The sequence below is a fragment of the Pseudoalteromonas sp. SM9913 genome (assembly GCF_000184065.1).
In the GTDB taxonomy this organism is placed as follows: Bacteria; Pseudomonadota; Gammaproteobacteria; order Enterobacterales; family Alteromonadaceae; genus Pseudoalteromonas; species Pseudoalteromonas tetraodonis.
Window position 1 is genome coordinate 1,610,136 of record NC_014803.1, and the last position, 16,659, is coordinate 1,626,794.

General features: G+C 42.0%; 14 protein-coding genes. 3 read left to right on the top strand and 11 right to left on the bottom strand.

What is annotated here, in order from left to right; genetic code table 11:
• Window positions 1–231: 231 nt before the first annotated feature.
• Window positions 232–1,173, bottom strand: coding sequence for a biotin-dependent carboxyltransferase family protein (locus PSM_RS07310; protein WP_013464890.1), 942 nt, complete (start codon window positions 1,171–1,173; stop codon window positions 232–234).
• Window positions 1,170–1,826: a 5-oxoprolinase subunit PxpB gene (pxpB, locus tag PSM_RS07315; protein ID WP_013464891.1), complete on the bottom strand. Its 657-nt coding sequence runs from the start codon at window positions 1,824–1,826 to the stop codon at window positions 1,170–1,172. Before pxpB ends, PSM_RS07310 begins: the two co-directional genes overlap by 4 nt.
• Before the next feature lie 360 nt (window positions 1,827–2,186).
• Here pxpB and msrA point away from each other — a divergent pair, with 360 nt between their 5' ends.
• Window positions 2,187–3,473 carry a peptide-methionine (S)-S-oxide reductase MsrA gene (gene msrA, locus PSM_RS07320; RefSeq protein WP_013464892.1) on the top strand — a complete coding sequence of 429 codons (1,287 nt, stop codon included), beginning with the start codon at window positions 2,187–2,189 and terminating at the stop codon, window positions 3,471–3,473.
• A 643-nt stretch (window positions 3,474–4,116) separates the two neighbouring features.
• Here msrA and PSM_RS07325 read toward each other — a convergent pair.
• The 9 genes from PSM_RS07325 to PSM_RS07370 form a co-directional block, all read right to left on the bottom strand.
• A complete protein-coding gene (locus PSM_RS07325) occupies window positions 4,117–4,995 on the bottom strand; it encodes a LysR family transcriptional regulator (protein WP_013464894.1) in 879 nt (292 codons plus the stop codon).
• Between the two features lie 247 nt (window positions 4,996–5,242).
• Complete coding sequence (locus PSM_RS07335; RefSeq protein WP_013464895.1) at window positions 5,243–5,899, bottom strand: 3-oxoacid CoA-transferase subunit B; 657 nt, start codon at window positions 5,897–5,899, stop codon at window positions 5,243–5,245.
• 15 nt (window positions 5,900–5,914) lie between these two features.
• Entirely contained in the window at window positions 5,915–6,613 is a 699-nt protein-coding gene (locus PSM_RS07340; RefSeq protein ID WP_013464896.1) for a CoA transferase subunit A, read from the bottom strand.
• 29 nt (window positions 6,614–6,642) lie between these two features.
• Complete coding sequence (locus PSM_RS07345) at window positions 6,643–7,539, bottom strand: hydroxymethylglutaryl-CoA lyase (protein WP_013464897.1); 897 nt, start codon at window positions 7,537–7,539, stop codon at window positions 6,643–6,645.
• On the bottom strand, window positions 7,539–9,530 hold the full coding sequence (locus PSM_RS07350) for an acetyl/propionyl/methylcrotonyl-CoA carboxylase subunit alpha (RefSeq protein ID WP_013464898.1): 1,992 nt from the start codon (window positions 9,528–9,530) through the stop codon (window positions 7,539–7,541). The genes PSM_RS07345 and PSM_RS07350 overlap by 1 nt, the downstream gene beginning before the upstream one ends.
• An 8-nt stretch (window positions 9,531–9,538) precedes the next feature.
• Window positions 9,539–10,309 (bottom strand): enoyl-CoA hydratase/isomerase family protein, encoded by a 771-nt coding sequence (locus PSM_RS07355; protein ID WP_013464899.1) that lies wholly within the window; start codon window positions 10,307–10,309, stop codon window positions 9,539–9,541.
• A gap of 12 nt (window positions 10,310–10,321) precedes the next feature.
• Window positions 10,322–11,929, bottom strand: a complete 1,608-nt coding sequence (locus tag PSM_RS07360; RefSeq protein ID WP_013464900.1) for a carboxyl transferase domain-containing protein — start codon at window positions 11,927–11,929, stop codon at window positions 10,322–10,324.
• A 10-nt stretch (window positions 11,930–11,939) separates the two neighbouring features.
• On the bottom strand, window positions 11,940–13,115 hold the full coding sequence (locus PSM_RS07365; protein ID WP_013464901.1) for an isovaleryl-CoA dehydrogenase: 1,176 nt from the start codon (window positions 13,113–13,115) through the stop codon (window positions 11,940–11,942).
• Window positions 13,116–13,152: 37 nt separating this feature from the next.
• Window positions 13,153–13,587, bottom strand: a complete 435-nt coding sequence (locus PSM_RS07370; protein ID WP_008114692.1) for a MerR family transcriptional regulator — start codon at window positions 13,585–13,587, stop codon at window positions 13,153–13,155.
• Window positions 13,588–13,916: 329 nt separating this feature from the next.
• On the opposite strand from PSM_RS07370, the gene PSM_RS07375 reads away from it, so the two are divergent.
• Together PSM_RS07375 and PSM_RS07380 are read left to right on the top strand one after the other, a co-directional pair.
• Window positions 13,917–15,098: a thiolase family protein gene (locus tag PSM_RS07375; RefSeq protein WP_013464902.1), complete on the top strand. Its 1,182-nt coding sequence runs from the start codon at window positions 13,917–13,919 to the stop codon at window positions 15,096–15,098.
• 70 nt (window positions 15,099–15,168) lie between these two features.
• Window positions 15,169–16,659, top strand: coding sequence for a CoA-acylating methylmalonate-semialdehyde dehydrogenase (locus PSM_RS07380; RefSeq protein WP_013464903.1), 1,491 nt, complete (start codon window positions 15,169–15,171; stop codon window positions 16,657–16,659).

Below are 16,659 nucleotides of genomic sequence, written 5' to 3' on the forward strand. Positions count from 1 at the left end.
TCAGAAATAAATAACTAAGTCACACGGCTTTTTTAAATTAATAAGAATAATTTATGCACCAAACATGTTGCTGGTGCACCAATATGGTGAGGTTAATAGTATGATAGCAACGGATTGTACAATTTTTGATTTAAAACCGGCAGGGTTTAGCGTTTCATGCTGATGTAAATTTATATTTGCACCAAGTGGGTGCAAATATAATCATTAAGAAAACAGCGTTATCGTACTATGTTAATTAGCCCAATAGCGATTTAAACTCAGTTTAAGCTGAGATAGATGCGCATCGAGTTTACTTTTTGCCGCGGTTGCTTGTTCAAGCGTTACAAACTCAAAAGTAATAGAATCGGCGGTTCTAAACTGAGCAAACTGATGTAAATCCGCCTCTATTACATGGCCTATCAATGGGTAGCCCCCCGTTGTTTGTGCATCATTTAACAGCACAATTGGGTTGCCATCAGGTGGGAGTTGCACGCTTCCCGGTGCTACCGCGAGTGAGTGCAGTGAGAGCGAGTGTTGCATTATTTGGCTATTATTATGATCTAAGCGTACTCCCATTCGATTACTATTCGGGTTAATAGTAAATGAGGTGGTACAGAAAGCGTTTATACACTCAGGTGTAAGTAGTTCATGATGTGGGCCTTGATGTAGCCGAATAACTTTTCGTTTAGGCGGTGTTAATGCACCTTTATTGCATAGCCAAGGCTGAGTATATGGGGTTATTTTTATAATATCGTCGCTTTGTAATGCTCGGCCATTAAAACCACCAATGGCTGCCCCTAAGTCGGTTGATTTAGAACCCATAACTTCAGGGCATTCAATTCCACCTTTTACAGCAATGTAAGCTCTGGAGCCACCGCGTCCTGTATCAAATTTAAGTGTTTGTTTTGCTTTTACCGGATAACTCCACCCGGGGTAAACGGCTTGAGCGTCAAGTTTAGCGTTTAAGTCGGCTCCATGCAGAGCAATGACGGTATCGCACTCAAATTGCAATTCACATAACCCAACGGTGAGTTCAAGTACGGCATCGTTATCGTGATTATTTACTAAGCGATTGGCAATAATGTGCGCATAGGCGTCTAAGCTACCCGAGCGGCTAACCCCTAAATGACGAAAACCCACACGGCCTAAATCTTGGATTGTAAGCTGTATACCGGGTTTGATTACTTTAATCATTGTTTACTCCTTTTAACAGGCACAAATTCAAGGGTGTCACCGGGTTTAAATAAACAAGGGTTTGAGGCGGTTGCATCAAATAAACAGGCATCAGTATGAGCAATAATATGCCAGCCACCAGGTGAGTTTTCAGGATAAATGCCTGTTTGGTCTGCCCCAATCGCAATCGCGCCTTTAGGAACACTGACTCGTGGGTTATCACGCCTTGGGGTAAACAGTTGAGAATTGAGCCCATGTAAATAAGGAAAACCGGGCACAAAACCTAAAAACAACACATGGTAAATTTCTTTACTGTGTAAATTAATTACCTCATCTATTGTTAGCTTGTGATAATTAGCCACATAGTTTAAATCCTCACCTTGGTAATAGGTGTCTATTTTATGATGCTGACTTTCAAAGGCGTAATCATCAACCTCATCCCATAGTTTTGTTAAGGTGTTTTGCCATTGATGTAAATTACTGGCTGATTTTAAATACAAGGTTAATGAGTTCATCCCGGGGACTAAATCTATAAACTCATTGGTGTTTTTACAATACTGTGACAGCGCCCAGAGTTTTTTTTGCGTCGCAAGTATGTGTTGTTCGCTGTAGTGAGAAACATCAAAAAGCAGACTAGAATTTGTTAATATTTTTATACTTGGCAAAGTGCTCATACAGATAACTTATTAATATTGTTTGTATTTAAGCTATCACAGTCGTTGTGCTATTACGATATTAATAGACAAACTCGGATCGATTAAATTCCCGTCTTCGTAAAGTTTTATTGCGTGTGAAATTTATTCTTGAGTTTACAGGTCTGCTTTAGGGTCTGTTGACCTTTGCGGATTAAAATCGCTCCTAGGCAGAACCCGAAGGGCAGCGCCTGTTTGGCATTGATGCTCCGTTATCGCCTATTTATGGGGAATAACCACACCACATAGGCTCTGCCTTGCCTAAACACCAAACAAACTGCTGCAAATTTAACCTTGAAAGGTCAACAGACCCTAGAGTAACTAAAACTAAGAGGTCATCGTATGTTTAAGCGGGTAATACTATCGGCGTTTGCCATTGTGGGCTTACTAAGTGCAATGAGTGCTATATCGTCAGATGAAATAATCAAACCAACTGATTTAGATGCAACCATGCATGTTGAAAAAATAGTGCTGGGTTCGGGCTGTTTTTGGGGTGCAGAAAAACGCTACGAAGCACTTAATGGTGTGTTAGACGCTGAATCGGGTTACGCCGATGGCCGGGGGTTTAAGCCAACCTATAGAAATATCACTAAGTTATCCCGTCGCTTTGATGAAGATAATTACGCCGAAGTGGTGCAGGTTACTTTTAATAGTAATATTATTTCAGCAAGAGAGTTGTTGCAAAATTACTATGAGAGCCACGATCCAACGCAAAAGAATCGTCAAGGTAATGATGTAGGCACGCAATATCGCTCTATTATTTTAACCACTACCGATCAGCAAGCGAGCATCGCAAAAGCGGTCACGAGTGAGTATCAGCAATTATTAAGTAAAGCCGATTATGGAAAAATAGTGACGCAAATAAAGCCACTTGAGCGCTTTTATTCGGCTGAAGAGTATCATCAAAATTACCTTGAAAAAAATCCAAACGGCTATTGCCCTGATCATTCAACCGGTGTTGTATTTACTCAAAGTGATAAACCGAAGGTAGATAATACTGCATTATTAAATGGCAAACAGATTGTTATTTTAGACTCGCAAAGTTATTGCCCTTACTGCGAAAAGTTTAAAGCGGCCGTTGCCAATGATTATAAAGGCACAATTCCAATGACTTTCCGCCATGCTGATCAGCTTGATGGGTTAACGATTAAATCGGCGACATGGGCTACACCTACCATATTATTTTTAGAAAATGGGGTTGAGGTCTATTCTCGCCAAGGCTACATGAACCCAGAGCAATTTTATAAAGCATTAGGTGCGTTTAAGCTTGGCAACAGTGAAGCTTATAAGGTGGCTTTTAATGCTAAAACCGACAGCCCTTACTGCAAAGAATATGCTATTTTTAAAAACACGCCCGATGGCATCTTTATTGATAAACTAAGCGGTGAGCCATTATTTGATACCCGCGATAGATTTAACTCAGGCACCGGTTGGCTTTCATTTACCCACCCAATAAAAGACAGTGTAACCCAACATGAAGATAATAGCTGGGGAATGCAGCGCATTGAGCTTAAGTCTAAAAGTACCGGTATTCACTTAGGGCATTTATTTCCGGGTGAGGGGCCTAGAGGGCAAGATAGATATTGTATTAATGCGACTGTTTTAGAATTTGTAGCCAGAAAACAGTAAATTTTAAGCAAAAAAAAGCAGCGATGATTAAGTAGATACTTAACGGTCGCTGCATTTCAATTGACAACATCTTCACACACAATAAAGATTCGGGGGGGTTGTATTAGTACAAAACTAACTCTGGCTTATTGTTGTTGATGAGAATGAAAATAAAAACAACCCAAGCTCAGTCACCACCGGACTTGAGTTGTTTTTTACACTGACAACATCTTCACACACAATAAAGATTCTTAAGTTTATTGGCGGGTGTAAGGGTAAAAATAAAAACAACTCAAGCTAAGTCACCACCGAACTTGAGCTGTTTTTTACACTGACAACATCTTCACACACAATAAAGATTCTTTTTTACTAGCTCGTTGTTACAAACTAATGAAATCTGATTTTGGTAACACGTTTTATATTTTTTAGCGTGTTGCCGTTTGGTTGAGTTAACTTTAGAGCTTTTACTCAATTTCGACAAGCGATAAAAACAAAACTAATAAGTGAAAAAAACTAACTTATGGGGTTTTAGATTTTTTCAATAAATAAAGCGCTGATAAATAAGCGCTTTTTTTGTTTTTCGGTAGGGGGATTTTAAAAATAAAAGTTGCACACTTTAAAATTAGCTAAAAAGCGCTCAACAAGGAGCGCTTAATTGAATGTGCTATTTAGTTTGCCTAAAGGTGTTAATCACCCATTTTGCAAACAAATCGAGAGGGTGATTAGCGGTACTTGAGCCATGCTGAACTAAATAATATTTGTCTTTTGTTGTTAGTGGTTGCTCAAACAGTTTGTAAAGCCATTGCTCATCCAGCCAGCTTTGGCTTATTGGTAAAGGAATAAGCGCGATGCCCATACCTTGCTGTGCAGCGCGTGCAACGCCAAACATACTATCTATTTGAATAATTTGTGCAGGGGAAAAGTCATCAATACCGACTTTTTCAGCCCATTGATGCCATGCCCAAGGCCGTGCTTTATGCACAATAAGCGGCACTTGATTGAGCGCCTGGCAGTGATCGTTTTGCCACTGATCGAGCAGCTTTTTATTACACGCTGGAATATATTCTAAATTAAATAACTCAGTAGCCAGCCCATCAAGCGGTTTACTTGAAGATAAAATGATTGATAAATCACTTTGGCGAGTCAGCTCTTTGCGCGTTTTAAGGGTGTCCATGTGTAAATTAATATTAGGATGCTCACTCGTCCACTCACTCAGTTTTGGCATTAGCAATTCACTGGCAAAAAACTCGGGCAGGGTAATGGTTAAATTTACATTTTGTTGTAACTGACTAAATTCGGTAATGGTGCTTTCCAGCATATTTATAATGGGGTAAATCGCTTCAAAAAAGTTTTTTCCAGCTGGCGTTAAGCTTATGGAACGGGTTTGCCTTTGAAATAAATCAATGCCCAGCTGCTCTTCTAGCTGCTTTATTTGATGGCTGACCGCCGATGGCGTTAAATACAGCTCTTTGGCGGCATGTTTAAAACTTAAGCTTTTTGCGGCAAAACAAAAAGAGCGAAGGCCGCGAATAGGTGTTTGCATGGTATCCAATATAAAGTTATTTCAATCACCTTATTACAGGCAATTATTAAACCAAAAATAAAAGTTAACTATATCAGTTATTTAATTTTTTTATTAGGGCGAATTCACCTAAGTGGTGCGTTAAATTCTCACTATAGTGCAAAAGCTAAAATAAAGGCAAAAAAAATCCCTCTTGCGAGGGATTTTGGGTAACTCAGCGCCATTGGCACTGGGAATGAGGTCGGTACAGGGTGAAATTGTGAGTAGTTTAAAACACCATCTCAGGAATATCACCGTCAACAAGCAATTTACCTGCCGTTTTACTAATAATTTCATCAACTGATACGCCTGGTGCGCGTTCTAGCAAATGAAATGCGCCGTCTTTAACTTCTAATACGGCTAAATCGGTTACTATTTTTTTAACACAGTTAACGCCCGTCAGCGGTAACGTACAGCTTTCTAATAATTTAGAATCGCCGTGTTTACTGGCATGGGTCATAGTAACAATAATGTTTTTTGCACCAGCAACTAAATCCATTGCTCCGCCCATGCCTTTTATTAATTTTTTAGGGATCATCCATGAGGCTATAGACCCGTTTTGGTCTACCTCAAATGCGCCCAGAACCGTTAAGTCTACATGACCACCCCGTATCATGGCAAAACTATCTGCACTATTAAATATAGCTGCACCGGTAGCTGCCGTCACGGTTTCTTTACCCGCGTTGATCATATCGGCATCTACAGTGTCTTTAGTTGGGTATTCACCCATACCTAATAGGCCATTTTCGGACTGTAGCATAACTTCTATGCCATCGGGTACATAGTTTGCGACGAGTGTCGGAATACCTATGCCTAAATTAACATAGTACCCATCTTGTAGCTCTTGAGCGACGCGCATTGCGACTTGTTCACGTGATAATGCCATTTTAAGTGCTCCTGCTTAATCTCGTGTGGTAACACGTTCAATGCGTTTTTCAAAGTTGCCCTTGATCACGCGATTTACAAAAATGCCAGGGGTATGAATTTGACTTGGCTCTAGCTCACCGGGTTCAACAATCTCTTCCACTTCGGCAACGGTAATTTTACCTGCGGTTGCGGCCATTGGATTAAAGTTCATTGCGGTATGGCGAAATACTAAATTACCGTAACGGTCTGCTTTCCATGCTTTTACAATGGCAAATTCGCCCGTGATTGACTCTTCTAAAATATAAGGGCGACCATTAAATTCTTTTACTTCTTTACCCTCAGCTACTGGCGTACCGTAACCTGTGGCGGTATAAAAAGCAGGAATACCGGCACCACCAGCACGCATTTTTTCTGCTAGAGTCCCTTGCGGTGTTAGCTCTACATCAATTTCGCCATTAAGTAGTTGTTGTTCAAAAAGAGCATTTTCGCCCACATAAGAGGCAACCACTTTTTTAATTTGTTTGTCTTGTAATAAAAGCCCTAAACCAAAGTCATCAACGCCGCAATTGTTCGATACGACCGTTAACTCTTTGGTTTGCATTTTTTTAATTTGTGCTATTAATCCCTCGGGAATACCGCATAAACCAAAACCACCAGCGATGATAGTATCGCCGTCTTTTAAACCTTCCATTGCAGCTTCGTAACTCGAAACTACTTTATCAAAACCGGCCATGAGTGACTCCTCATTCTATGCTATTGCAATTATTGTGTGTGTAATGCCACTGAAACTTTACTAACAGGCTGTTTATTAAGCGCATTAGTAATTTGCCAACCTGCTTGTGCGAGCCTTTTTAAATCAATTCCATGTTCAATGCCAAGCCCTTGCAGTAAGTAAACAACATCTTCGGTGGCAACATTTCCTGACGCACCCTTAGCGTAAGGGCAGCCACCAAGGCCAGCAACGGCAGCGTCAACCGTTGAAATACCTAGGCTTAAGGCAGCGTAAATATTTGTGAGCGCCTGTCCATAGGTATCATGAAAGTGTACTGCAAGCTTACTTTTATCAATATGCTTGAGCAGCAATGTAAGCAGCTCAGTCACTTTACCTGCGGTGCCGACACCAATAGTATCGCCAAGGCTCACTTCATAGCAGCCAAGCGCTAATAACTTTTGTGCCACGTTTAAAACAACCTGAGGGTCAACGTCTCCCTCATAAGGGCAGCCTAAAACACAGCTTACATAACCACGAACGCGTATATTATTGGCTTTAGCAAAAGTCATTACCTCGCTAAAACGATCAATACTTTGCGCTATTGAACAATTTATATTTTTTTGACAAAACGCTTCGCTGGCCGCCGTAAATATAGCAAATTCTTTAATACCAACAGCATGCGCAGCTTGTGCGCCTTTTAAATTTGGCGTTAAGGCACTTAAATTAATCTCTGGAAGGTCAAGCGCACTGATCACCTCGCTTGAGTCTGCCATTTGTGGCACCCATTTGGGAGATACAAATGCACCAGCTTCTATGTCTTTTAATCCCGCGGCGGCGAGGGCATTAATAAGTGTTACTTTATCTTCAGTGCTGACGGTTTTTTCATTTTGTAAACCATCACGTGCGCCCACTTCAACAATACGAACTTTGTTTGCAAAGGCACTCATTAAGCACCTTCCTGAACAGTCGTATCTTCAACAATGGCTAACAGTGCGCCGTGTGAAACTAGTTCACCTTCACCAAAGCAGTAACTCTGTAATATGCCGTCATGCGGTGCATTAAGTGTATATTCCATTTTCATGGCTTCGATAATAACAACGGCATCACCTTTAGTGATAGTGCTACCTACTTCAATTAAATGTTTTACTACCGTGCCATTGAGTGGCGCAGCGAGCGGCAGCGCGTCATTTTCGTGTGAACTAATATAATGTTTATCAACATATTCAAACTTAGTTTGCAGTGCTTTATTCATTACAGTAATTGCATTGTCAGTTATGCTGACATGTGCGCTGTGCTTTTCACCGTTAATAAATACGTTGCACACACCATTATTTAACGTCCCTTGAACACTGTATACGCCCGTACTGTGTGTCACATTGTAACCCTGCGCAGTTTTGATAGCGCTTAGCGGTAAATCTACAAATGGGATTTTAATTGCCTGCGGTGCATTTAAAGTAAACCCACTCAGTTGTTGCCAAGGGCTGGCACTATTGTTTTGTGCTTGGTGCGTGTTTAACGACTCTAAATAGGCAAAAGCGGCAATAAGCTGGCTTGATAGCAATAATGACTCATCAACTGCAGCGAGTGAATCACCTTGCTCAGCAATAAAGTGTGTACTTGGCGCGCCTTGTTTAAAACTTGCGTGGCAAGCTAAGTTATGTAAAAAGCCAATATTGGTACTAAAGCCTGCTAAATGAAATTGCTCAAGCGCCTGTTGCAAACGAGAAAGCGCTTGTTCGCGATTATCATCATGAACAATTAACTTTGCAATCATTGGGTCGTAGTAGGGGCTTATTTCATCACCTTGGGCAATCCCGGTATCTATGCGTACAAATTCACTATTAACGGGGACATGTAGCGCTTCAATGGTGCCTGAGCACGGAATAAAGTCATTTGCAGGGTCTTCGGCGTAAATACGCGCTTCAAAGCTATGGCCTTGCAGTTGAATATCAGATTGCTTTAACGGCAGTGTTTGCCCGCCCGCAATATTAATTTGCCAGTTCACTAAATCAACACCGGTCACCATTTCGGTCACTGGGTGCTCTACTTGCAGGCGAGTGTTCATTTCCATAAAGAAAAATTCATTACCGCAAAGTAAAAACTCAACAGTACCCGCACCACGGTAATTAATGGCTAATGCACAGCGTACAGCCGCTTCGCCCATTTCTTTACGCAGCGCGTCAGATAAACCTGGAGCAGGGGCTTCTTCAATCACTTTTTGGTGTCGGCGTTGCAACGAACAGTCACGATCACCCAAATAAACACAGTTACCGTGATTATCTGCAAATACTTGTACTTCAACATGGCGAGGTTGATTAACGTAGCGCTCTAATAGCACTAAATCGTTACCAAAACCGGCAATGGCTTCACGTTGGGCGCCTTCAAGTGCAGCTATAAAGTCTTTCGGCTTTTCTACCACTCGCATCCCTTTACCGCCACCGCCAAAGGCCGCTTTGATAAGAACAGGGTAACCAATTTTTTCAGCCTCAGATTGCAAAAAAACAGGGTCTTGTTTATCACCATAGTAACCAGGTACCAAAGGAACGTTTGCCGCGGCCATTATTTCTTTAGCACGGGTTTTTGAGCCCATTGCTTCAATACTCGTTGCTGGTGGGCCAATAAAAGCAATGTTATTTGCTTCACAGGCTTTAGCAAATTCACTGTTTTCTGATAAAAAGCCGTAGCCTGGATGAATGCAATCAGCGCCACTGGCTTTAGCAACCTGCAAAATTTTATCTGCGACTAGGTATGAATCTTTACTTGGCGCAGCACCAATATGGTAGGCTTCGTCGGCCATTTTTACATGTTGCGCGTTTTTATCTGCATCTGAATACACCGCAACCGTGGTTAAGCCCATTTGCTTTGCGGTGCGCATAATACGACAGGCAATTTCGCCACGGTTAGCAATCAGAATTTTTTGTAATTGTACTGTGTTCATAATGCGTCCTAGAGTTGCCATTGGGGAGGGCGTTTATCAAAAAAGGCGCTCAGTCCTTCTTGGCCTTCAGTTGATACACGAATTTTAGCTATACGCTCTGCAGTCAGTGCAATTAGCTCCTCGTTTATCTCTTTATTGGCAACATCGTTAATAAGTGCTTTTGCGGCTTTAACGGCAATAGGGCCGTTATCAATCAAGGTTTGCAGCAAATTATCGAGGGCTGTCTCTAAGTTCCCAGTAATTTGATGCACTAAACCCAGTTGCTTTGCTGTGTGGGCATCAAACACTTCTGCAGTTAAAAAATATCTGCGTGCAGAACGCTCACCAATGGCCTTAATCACATAAGGGCTGATCACGGCAGGTATTAGCCCAAGTTTAACTTCACTTAAACAAAATTGTGCATCGTCTTTACTAAGCGCAATATCACAGCAGGCAATTAAGCCTAATGCCCCACCAAAGGCGGCACCTTGTACCGCACAAATTGTAGGATGCGGGCTCTGTGCTAATACTTGCATAAGTTTAGCCAGTTGCATTGAATCAGCTAAGTTATCGTTATAGTTATTATCTGCCATCGATTTCATCCAGGCTAAGTCGGCACCGGCTGAAAAATGTTTACCTTCGGTTTTGAGTACTAAGGCACGAATATCGAGTGTATTAGCATGTTCAATACATTGAATAAGCTCATGGATAACGTCGCTATTAAACGCATTACGTTTTTCTGGGCGGCTTAAAACGAGTACAGCCACATTAGATTTTGTTATTTGTAGTGTTACTGACATTGTGCGCTCCGGTTACATTCTAAATACGCCAAACTTAGACTCACGCTGTGGTGCATTTTTAGCTGCTGTTAATGCAAGCCCTAACACATTACGTGTATCGACAGGGTCTATAATGCCATCGTCCCATAAGCGGGCACTGGCATAATAAGGATGACCTTGTTGTTCGTATTGACTAATAATTGGCTTTTTAAAATCGCTAACTTCTTGCTCGCTCATGCTTTCGCCTTTACGGGCTAATCCATCTTGTTTAACTTGTGCCATAACACCTGCAGCTTGCTCACCACCCATGACTGAAATACGGGCATTTGGCCACATCCACATCATGGTCGGTTCAAATGCACGGCCACACATTCCATAATTGCCGGCGCCATAAGAGCCACCAATAAGCACGGTGAATTTTGGTACATCAGCACACGACACCGCCATCACCATTTTAGCGCCATGTTTAGCAATGCCTTCGGCTTCGTATTTTTTACCGACCATAAAGCCAGTAATATTTTGTAAAAATACCAATGGAATGTTGCGCTGAGCACACAGCTGAATAAAGTGCGCGCCTTTTTGCGCCGACTCACTAAATAAAATACCGTTATTAGCCACTATGCCCACAGGGTTGCCATAAATGCTGGCAAAGCCTGTCACCAATGTTTCGCCAAAGTAACGTTTAAATTCATCAAAAGACGAGTCATCGACAGTGCGGGCTATTACTTCACGCACATCAAATGGCTTTTTAAGATCAGTACCAACAATGCCGTAAAGCTCGTTAATATCGTAACGGGGAGCTTTTACGTCATCTAATAATGGGGCGGTAGGGCGTGTGTAATTAATTCGCTCTATGCATTGGCGTGCAATTGATAATGCATGCGCATCATTTTCAGCGTAATGATCGGCCACACCCGATGTTTTACAATGAACATCGGCGCCGCCAAGCTCTTCTGCGGTAACTTCTTCACCGGTTGCCGCTTTTACCAGTGGTGGGCCTGCTAAAAATATAGTGCCTTGCTCTTTAACAATAATACTTTCATCGGCCATAGCAGGAACATACGCACCACCTGCGGTACATAAGCCCATAACCACTGCAATTTGTGGAATGCCTTTACCCGACATACGTGCTTGATTGTAAAAAATACGCCCAAAATGCAGTTTATCTGGAAATACATCGTCTTGCTCTGGCAAATTAGCACCGCCAGAATCAACTAAGTAAATACACGGTAAGTGGCAACGCTCAGCAATATCTTGTGCGCGTAAATGCTTTTTAACAGTAAGGGGGAAATAGGTGCCACCTTTAACTGTCGCGTCGTTTGCAATCACCATACATTCAACGCCTTTCACGCGACCAATACCTGCAACCACACCGGCACAAGGTATCTCTTGTTCATACACACCAAATGCAGCAAATTGCGATATTTCTAAAAAGGGTGAGCCTTCATCTAATAAAGTACTGATACGGTCGCGAACAAACAGCTTTCCTCTGCTTTCATGGCGCTCTTTAAGTGCAGCGCCACCACCTAAGCTAATATTGGCAACTTTATCGCGTAAATCATCCACCAGCGCCGACATTTTTTTGTGGTTTTGCACAAAACTAGGATCGTGGGGATTAACGCTCGATTTTAAAATCGTCATAAATTAATCCTTAACGGCTTTCAGTAAATAATTCACGGCCAATCAACATGCGGCGTATTTCTGAGGTGCCTGCGCCAATTTCGTAGAGTTTAGCGTCACGAAGTAAACGCCCTGTTGCGTATTCGTTTATGTAGCCATTGCCGCCTAAAATTTGGATTGCATCAAGGGCCATTTTAGTTGCAAGCTCTGCAGCGTATAAAATTGCGCCAGCTGCGTCTTTACGGGTGGTTTCGCCGCGATCACAGGCTTTTGCTACTGTGTACACATAAGAGCGGGCTGCATTCATTTGTGTATACATATCGGCAATTTTGCCTTGAATTAACTGAAATTGACCAATAGGACTGTCAAACTGCTTACGCTCATGAATGTAAGGCACCACAATGTCCATACATGCTTGCATAATTCCTAACGGGCCTGCAGCTAAAACAACTCGCTCGTAATCAAGGCCGCTCATAAGTACCTTAACGCCTTCGTTTAAGTTACCTAAAATGTTTTCTTCGGGTACTTCGCAGTTATCAAATACCAGTTCACAGGTGTTTGATCCGCGCATACCGAGTTTGTCGAGTTTTTGTGCGGTAGAAAACCCCGGGAATGTTTTCTCAACAATAAAGGCGGTAATACCTTTAGCACCGGCATTTAAATCTGTTTTTGCGTAAATAACCAAGGTATCGGCATCAGGGCCATTGGTGATCCACATTTTATTGCCGTTTAAAATGTACTTATCGCCTTTTTTCTCGGCTTTAAGTTTCATTGATACAACATCAGAGCCCGCGTTAGGCTCACTCATGGCCAAGGCACCAATGTGTTCACCGCTAATTAATTTAGGTAAGTATTTTTCTTTTTGTGCTTGTGAGCCATTACGGTTTATTTGATTAACACACAGGTTTGAATGCGCACCGTAGCTTAAGCCAATAGAGGCACTTGCACGGCTAATTTCTTCCATGGCAATAACGTGCTCTAAATAACCTAAACCCGCACCACCAAATTCTTCATCGACGGTCATGCCTAAAACGCCCATTTCACCCATTTGCGGCCAAAGTTGATTGGGAAACGCATTATCAAGGTCTGTTTTTTCAGCTAGTGGGGCAATTTCTTGACTTGCGAAGCTATTAACATGACTGCGGATCATGTCCGCTGTTTCGCCAAGACCAAAATTCATTTCTTTATATAGTGAAATAGTGCTCATGATTCATTCCTGTGTGTTTGATGATGTTTATTATATTTTATTCATCTATTTTACTAAGCGTGTCGCGACAACGACGTTCTGCGGTAACCAACTCCATTAGTACAACTTTAATGTCGTCCATTTGTTGAGATAGGTCGGCCTTTTTTTCGCTGATGAGGTCAAGCATAGTAACTAACTGTTTAGCGCTTGATTTGTCTGCATCATAAAGTTCAAACAAACGACCGGTTTCAGCCAAGGTAAACCCTAAACGTTTACCACGTAGTATTAACTTTAGGCGCACTTTATCGCGCTTTGAGTAAATACGAGTTTGGCCGTTGCGCTCTGGTGATATAAGCCCTTGGTCTTCGTAAAAGCGAATAGAGCGAGTGGTAATATCAAATTCTTTCGCTAATTCGCTGATACTAAAAGTTTGTTCGTTTTTAGCCGGCTCATTGGCTGAATTTGCAAAGTTTGTTTGATTATCTGATTTCATTGTAATGTTTACCTCATTCGAATATCACCAATATAAGTGAAGTTTACGTAAAGGTAAAGTGCGATCTGGTTGTTATACTTTAGACGTACAAAATAAATGCGGATTTACAGTAGAAGTTGAGTGTTTATAAACGTTATAAGCCATTTGTGGAGGTTGTCATACATTTTTAGCAAGCTTGCTTTACAGTTTTCACACTAATTAGAAAGTTGATTTTAGATTTACGTTGGCGTAAACGTAAATTTTATGTATGCTCGTATTTATCAGATTAGTTTAAACATTAAGCTAAACATAATAAAACATGTTTGCGTTAATAGAAAATGGAGCCTTTTATGTCTTTCGAAAGCGTTGTAATTGTAGCAGCAAAACGCACCCCAATGGGTGGATTTATGGGCGCACTAAGTGATGCGCAGTCTACTGAACTAGGTGCTACAGCTATTGCAGGTGCACTTGCTCAAACGGGTTTAAGCAATGATGCAATTGATGAAGTGATTATGGGCTGTGTATTACCAGCTGGCTTAGGCCAAGCGCCTGCACGTCAAGCAATGCTTAAAGCGGGGCTTGCACTTAGCACCGGTGCTACCACTATTAATAAAGTATGTGGCTCGGGTTTAAAAGCAGCGATGTTAGCGAATGATTTAATTAAGGCGGGTTCTATTGAATCAGCAATCGCTGGTGGTATGGAAAGCATGACCAATGCGCCTTACTTTATTCCTAAAGCCCGTGGCGGTATGCGTATGGGACATGGTGAAATAAAAGATCATATGATGAGCGATGGCCTTGAAGATGCTTACGACAATAAAGCAATGGGTTGTTTTGCTCAAGACACAGCCGATGAATACGGTATTGGTCGTGAGCAAATGGATAATTTTGCATTAAGCTCACTGACTAAAGCAAAAGCTGCAATTGAAAATGGTAGCTTTGAGAACGAGATTACTCCGCACACTATAAAAACGCGTAAGGGTGACATCACCGTTTCAATCGATGAGCAACCTGGCAACGCACGACCTGAAAAAATTCCAAGCTTAAGAGCTGCATTTAAAAAAGACGGCACCATTACTGCCGCTAACTCATCGTCTATTTCAGATGGTGGCGCAGCACTGATTTTAATGAGCGAATCAAAAGCAAAAGCAGAGGGTTTAACGCCACTGTGCAAAATTGTGGCTCACAGCACGCATTCTCAAAAACCCAGTGAATTTACCGTAGCGCCTGTTGGTGCAATGAACAGCGTACTTGAAAAAGCAGGGTGGACAACCGCCGATGTTGACCTATGGGAAATTAACGAAGCGTTTGCCATGGTTACCATGCTAGCTATTAACGAGTTAAAGCTTGATGAGAACAAAGTTAATGTTAACGGTGGAGCCTGTGCATTGGGTCATCCTATTGGTGCCAGCGGTGCGCGTATTTTAGTAACACTTATCCATGCACTTAAAAACCGGGGTCTTAAAAAGGGCGTAGCCTCTTTATGTATTGGTGGCGGTGAAGCCGTTGCCATGGCCGTAGAAGCACTTTAACTAATAATAAAGCCGCAGCAACTATAACAAAAACGCTGCGGTACCCAATTTAATCAATAGGATTTTAATTATGCACCAAGTACCCTTACTCATTAACGGCGAATTTATTCAATCAACTTCAAATGAATTAATTGATGTTGTAAATCCTGCTAATCAAGAAGTGTTAGCGCAAGTACCTTGTGCTACAGACGCTGAAATGGACGCGGCTATTGCCTCTGCCAGCGAAACGTTTAAAACGTGGAAAGACGTACCAATTACAGAACGTGCGCGCATTATGATGAAATACGCGGCGCTGTTAAAAGAAAACCATGACGAACTAGCCACTATTATTTGTCATGAATTAGGTAAAACATTTGAAGATGCAAAAGGCGATGTGTGGCGTGGTATTGAAGTAGTCGAGCAAGCTGCTAATGCACCATCATTAATGATGGGCGAGACGATGGAAAACGTAGCGCGTAAAATCGATACCTATTCATATATGCAGCCACTAGGTGTATGTGCAGGTATTACCCCATTTAATTTTCCGGCCATGATCCCACTTTGGATGTTCCCACTGGCAATTGTGTGTGGTAACACCTTTATTTTAAAACCGTCTGAGCAAGACCCACTTACGCCAATGCGTTTAGCTGAGCTATTTATTGAAGCGGGTGCACCAAAGGGTGTTTTACAAGTTGTGCACGGTACAAAACCACAAGTAGACCGTTTATTAGAAGACAAAGCGGTTCGCGCTATTTCATTTGTAGGTTCATGTGGCGTAGGTGCATACATTTATTCTAAAGGCACACAACATCTAAAACGTGTGCAAGCCTGTGTGGGCGCTAAAAACCACATGGTAATTATGCCTGATGCAAGCAAGTCTCACGTAGTTAATAACTTAGTAGGCGCATCGGTTGGTGCGGCAGGCCAGCGTTGTATGGGTATTTCAGTGGCGGTATTTGTTGGCCAAGCAAAAGACTGGGTTGATGAAATTAAAGCTGGCTTTGAAGGTGTACGCCCAGGTGTATGGGATGATGCAGACGCTGCATATGGTCCGCAAACATCACCAGCTGCAAAAGCGCGTATTTTATCATTGATTGCCGATGGTAAAGCGCAAGGCGCAACCTGTTTAATTGATGGCTCTGACTTTACTGTTGAAGGGTTTGAGCAAGGTAACTGGATAGGCCCAACGTTATTTACTGATGTAACCAAAGAGATGAACTTGTACAAAGAAGAGATTTTTGGCCCAGTACTGGCGTGTATGTTTGTAGATACGCTTGAAGAAGCCATCGCCCTTATTAACGAAAGCCCTTACGGTAACGGTACCTCATTATTTACATCAAGTGGTGCAGCTGCACGTAAGTTCCAACACGAAATTGAAGTGGGTCAAGTGGGTATTAATGTGCCTATTCCTGTGCCACTGCCATTTTTCTCGTTCACGGGTTGGAAAGGCTCATTCTACGGCGATACTCACACCTATGGTAAACAAGGTATTCGTTTTTACACAGAAACTAAAACTATTACCTCTCGTTGGTTTGAGGATGACATTGCCTCAGGTCCAAACATGAGTATTAATCTTAAATAA

Coding starts and splice junctions, on each gene's coding strand:
- PSM_RS07310 (WP_013464890.1), bottom strand. CDS start 1,173: ATGATTAAAGTAATCAAACCCGGTATACAGCTTACAATCCAAGATTTA.
- pxpB (WP_013464891.1), bottom strand. CDS start 1,826: ATGAGCACTTTGCCAAGTATAAAAATATTAACAAATTCTAGTCTGCTT.
- msrA (WP_013464892.1), top strand. CDS start 2,187: ATGTTTAAGCGGGTAATACTATCGGCGTTTGCCATTGTGGGCTTACTA.
- PSM_RS07325 (WP_013464894.1), bottom strand. CDS start 4,995: ATGCAAACACCTATTCGCGGCCTTCGCTCTTTTTGTTTTGCCGCAAAA.
- PSM_RS07335 (WP_013464895.1), bottom strand. CDS start 5,899: ATGGCATTATCACGTGAACAAGTCGCAATGCGCGTCGCTCAAGAGCTA.
- PSM_RS07340 (WP_013464896.1), bottom strand. CDS start 6,613: ATGGCCGGTTTTGATAAAGTAGTTTCGAGTTACGAAGCTGCAATGGAA.
- PSM_RS07345 (WP_013464897.1), bottom strand. CDS start 7,539: ATGAGTGCCTTTGCAAACAAAGTTCGTATTGTTGAAGTGGGCGCACGT.
- PSM_RS07350 (WP_013464898.1), bottom strand. CDS start 9,530: ATGAACACAGTACAATTACAAAAAATTCTGATTGCTAACCGTGGCGAA.
- PSM_RS07355 (WP_013464899.1), bottom strand. CDS start 10,309: ATGTCAGTAACACTACAAATAACAAAATCTAATGTGGCTGTACTCGTT.
- PSM_RS07360 (WP_013464900.1), bottom strand. CDS start 11,929: ATGACGATTTTAAAATCGAGCGTTAATCCCCACGATCCTAGTTTTGTG.
- PSM_RS07365 (WP_013464901.1), bottom strand. CDS start 13,115: ATGAGCACTATTTCACTATATAAAGAAATGAATTTTGGTCTTGGCGAA.
- PSM_RS07370 (WP_008114692.1), bottom strand. CDS start 13,587: ATGAAATCAGATAATCAAACAAACTTTGCAAATTCAGCCAATGAGCCG.
- PSM_RS07375 (WP_013464902.1), top strand. CDS start 13,917: ATGTCTTTCGAAAGCGTTGTAATTGTAGCAGCAAAACGCACCCCAATG.
- PSM_RS07380 (WP_013464903.1), top strand. CDS start 15,169: ATGCACCAAGTACCCTTACTCATTAACGGCGAATTTATTCAATCAACT.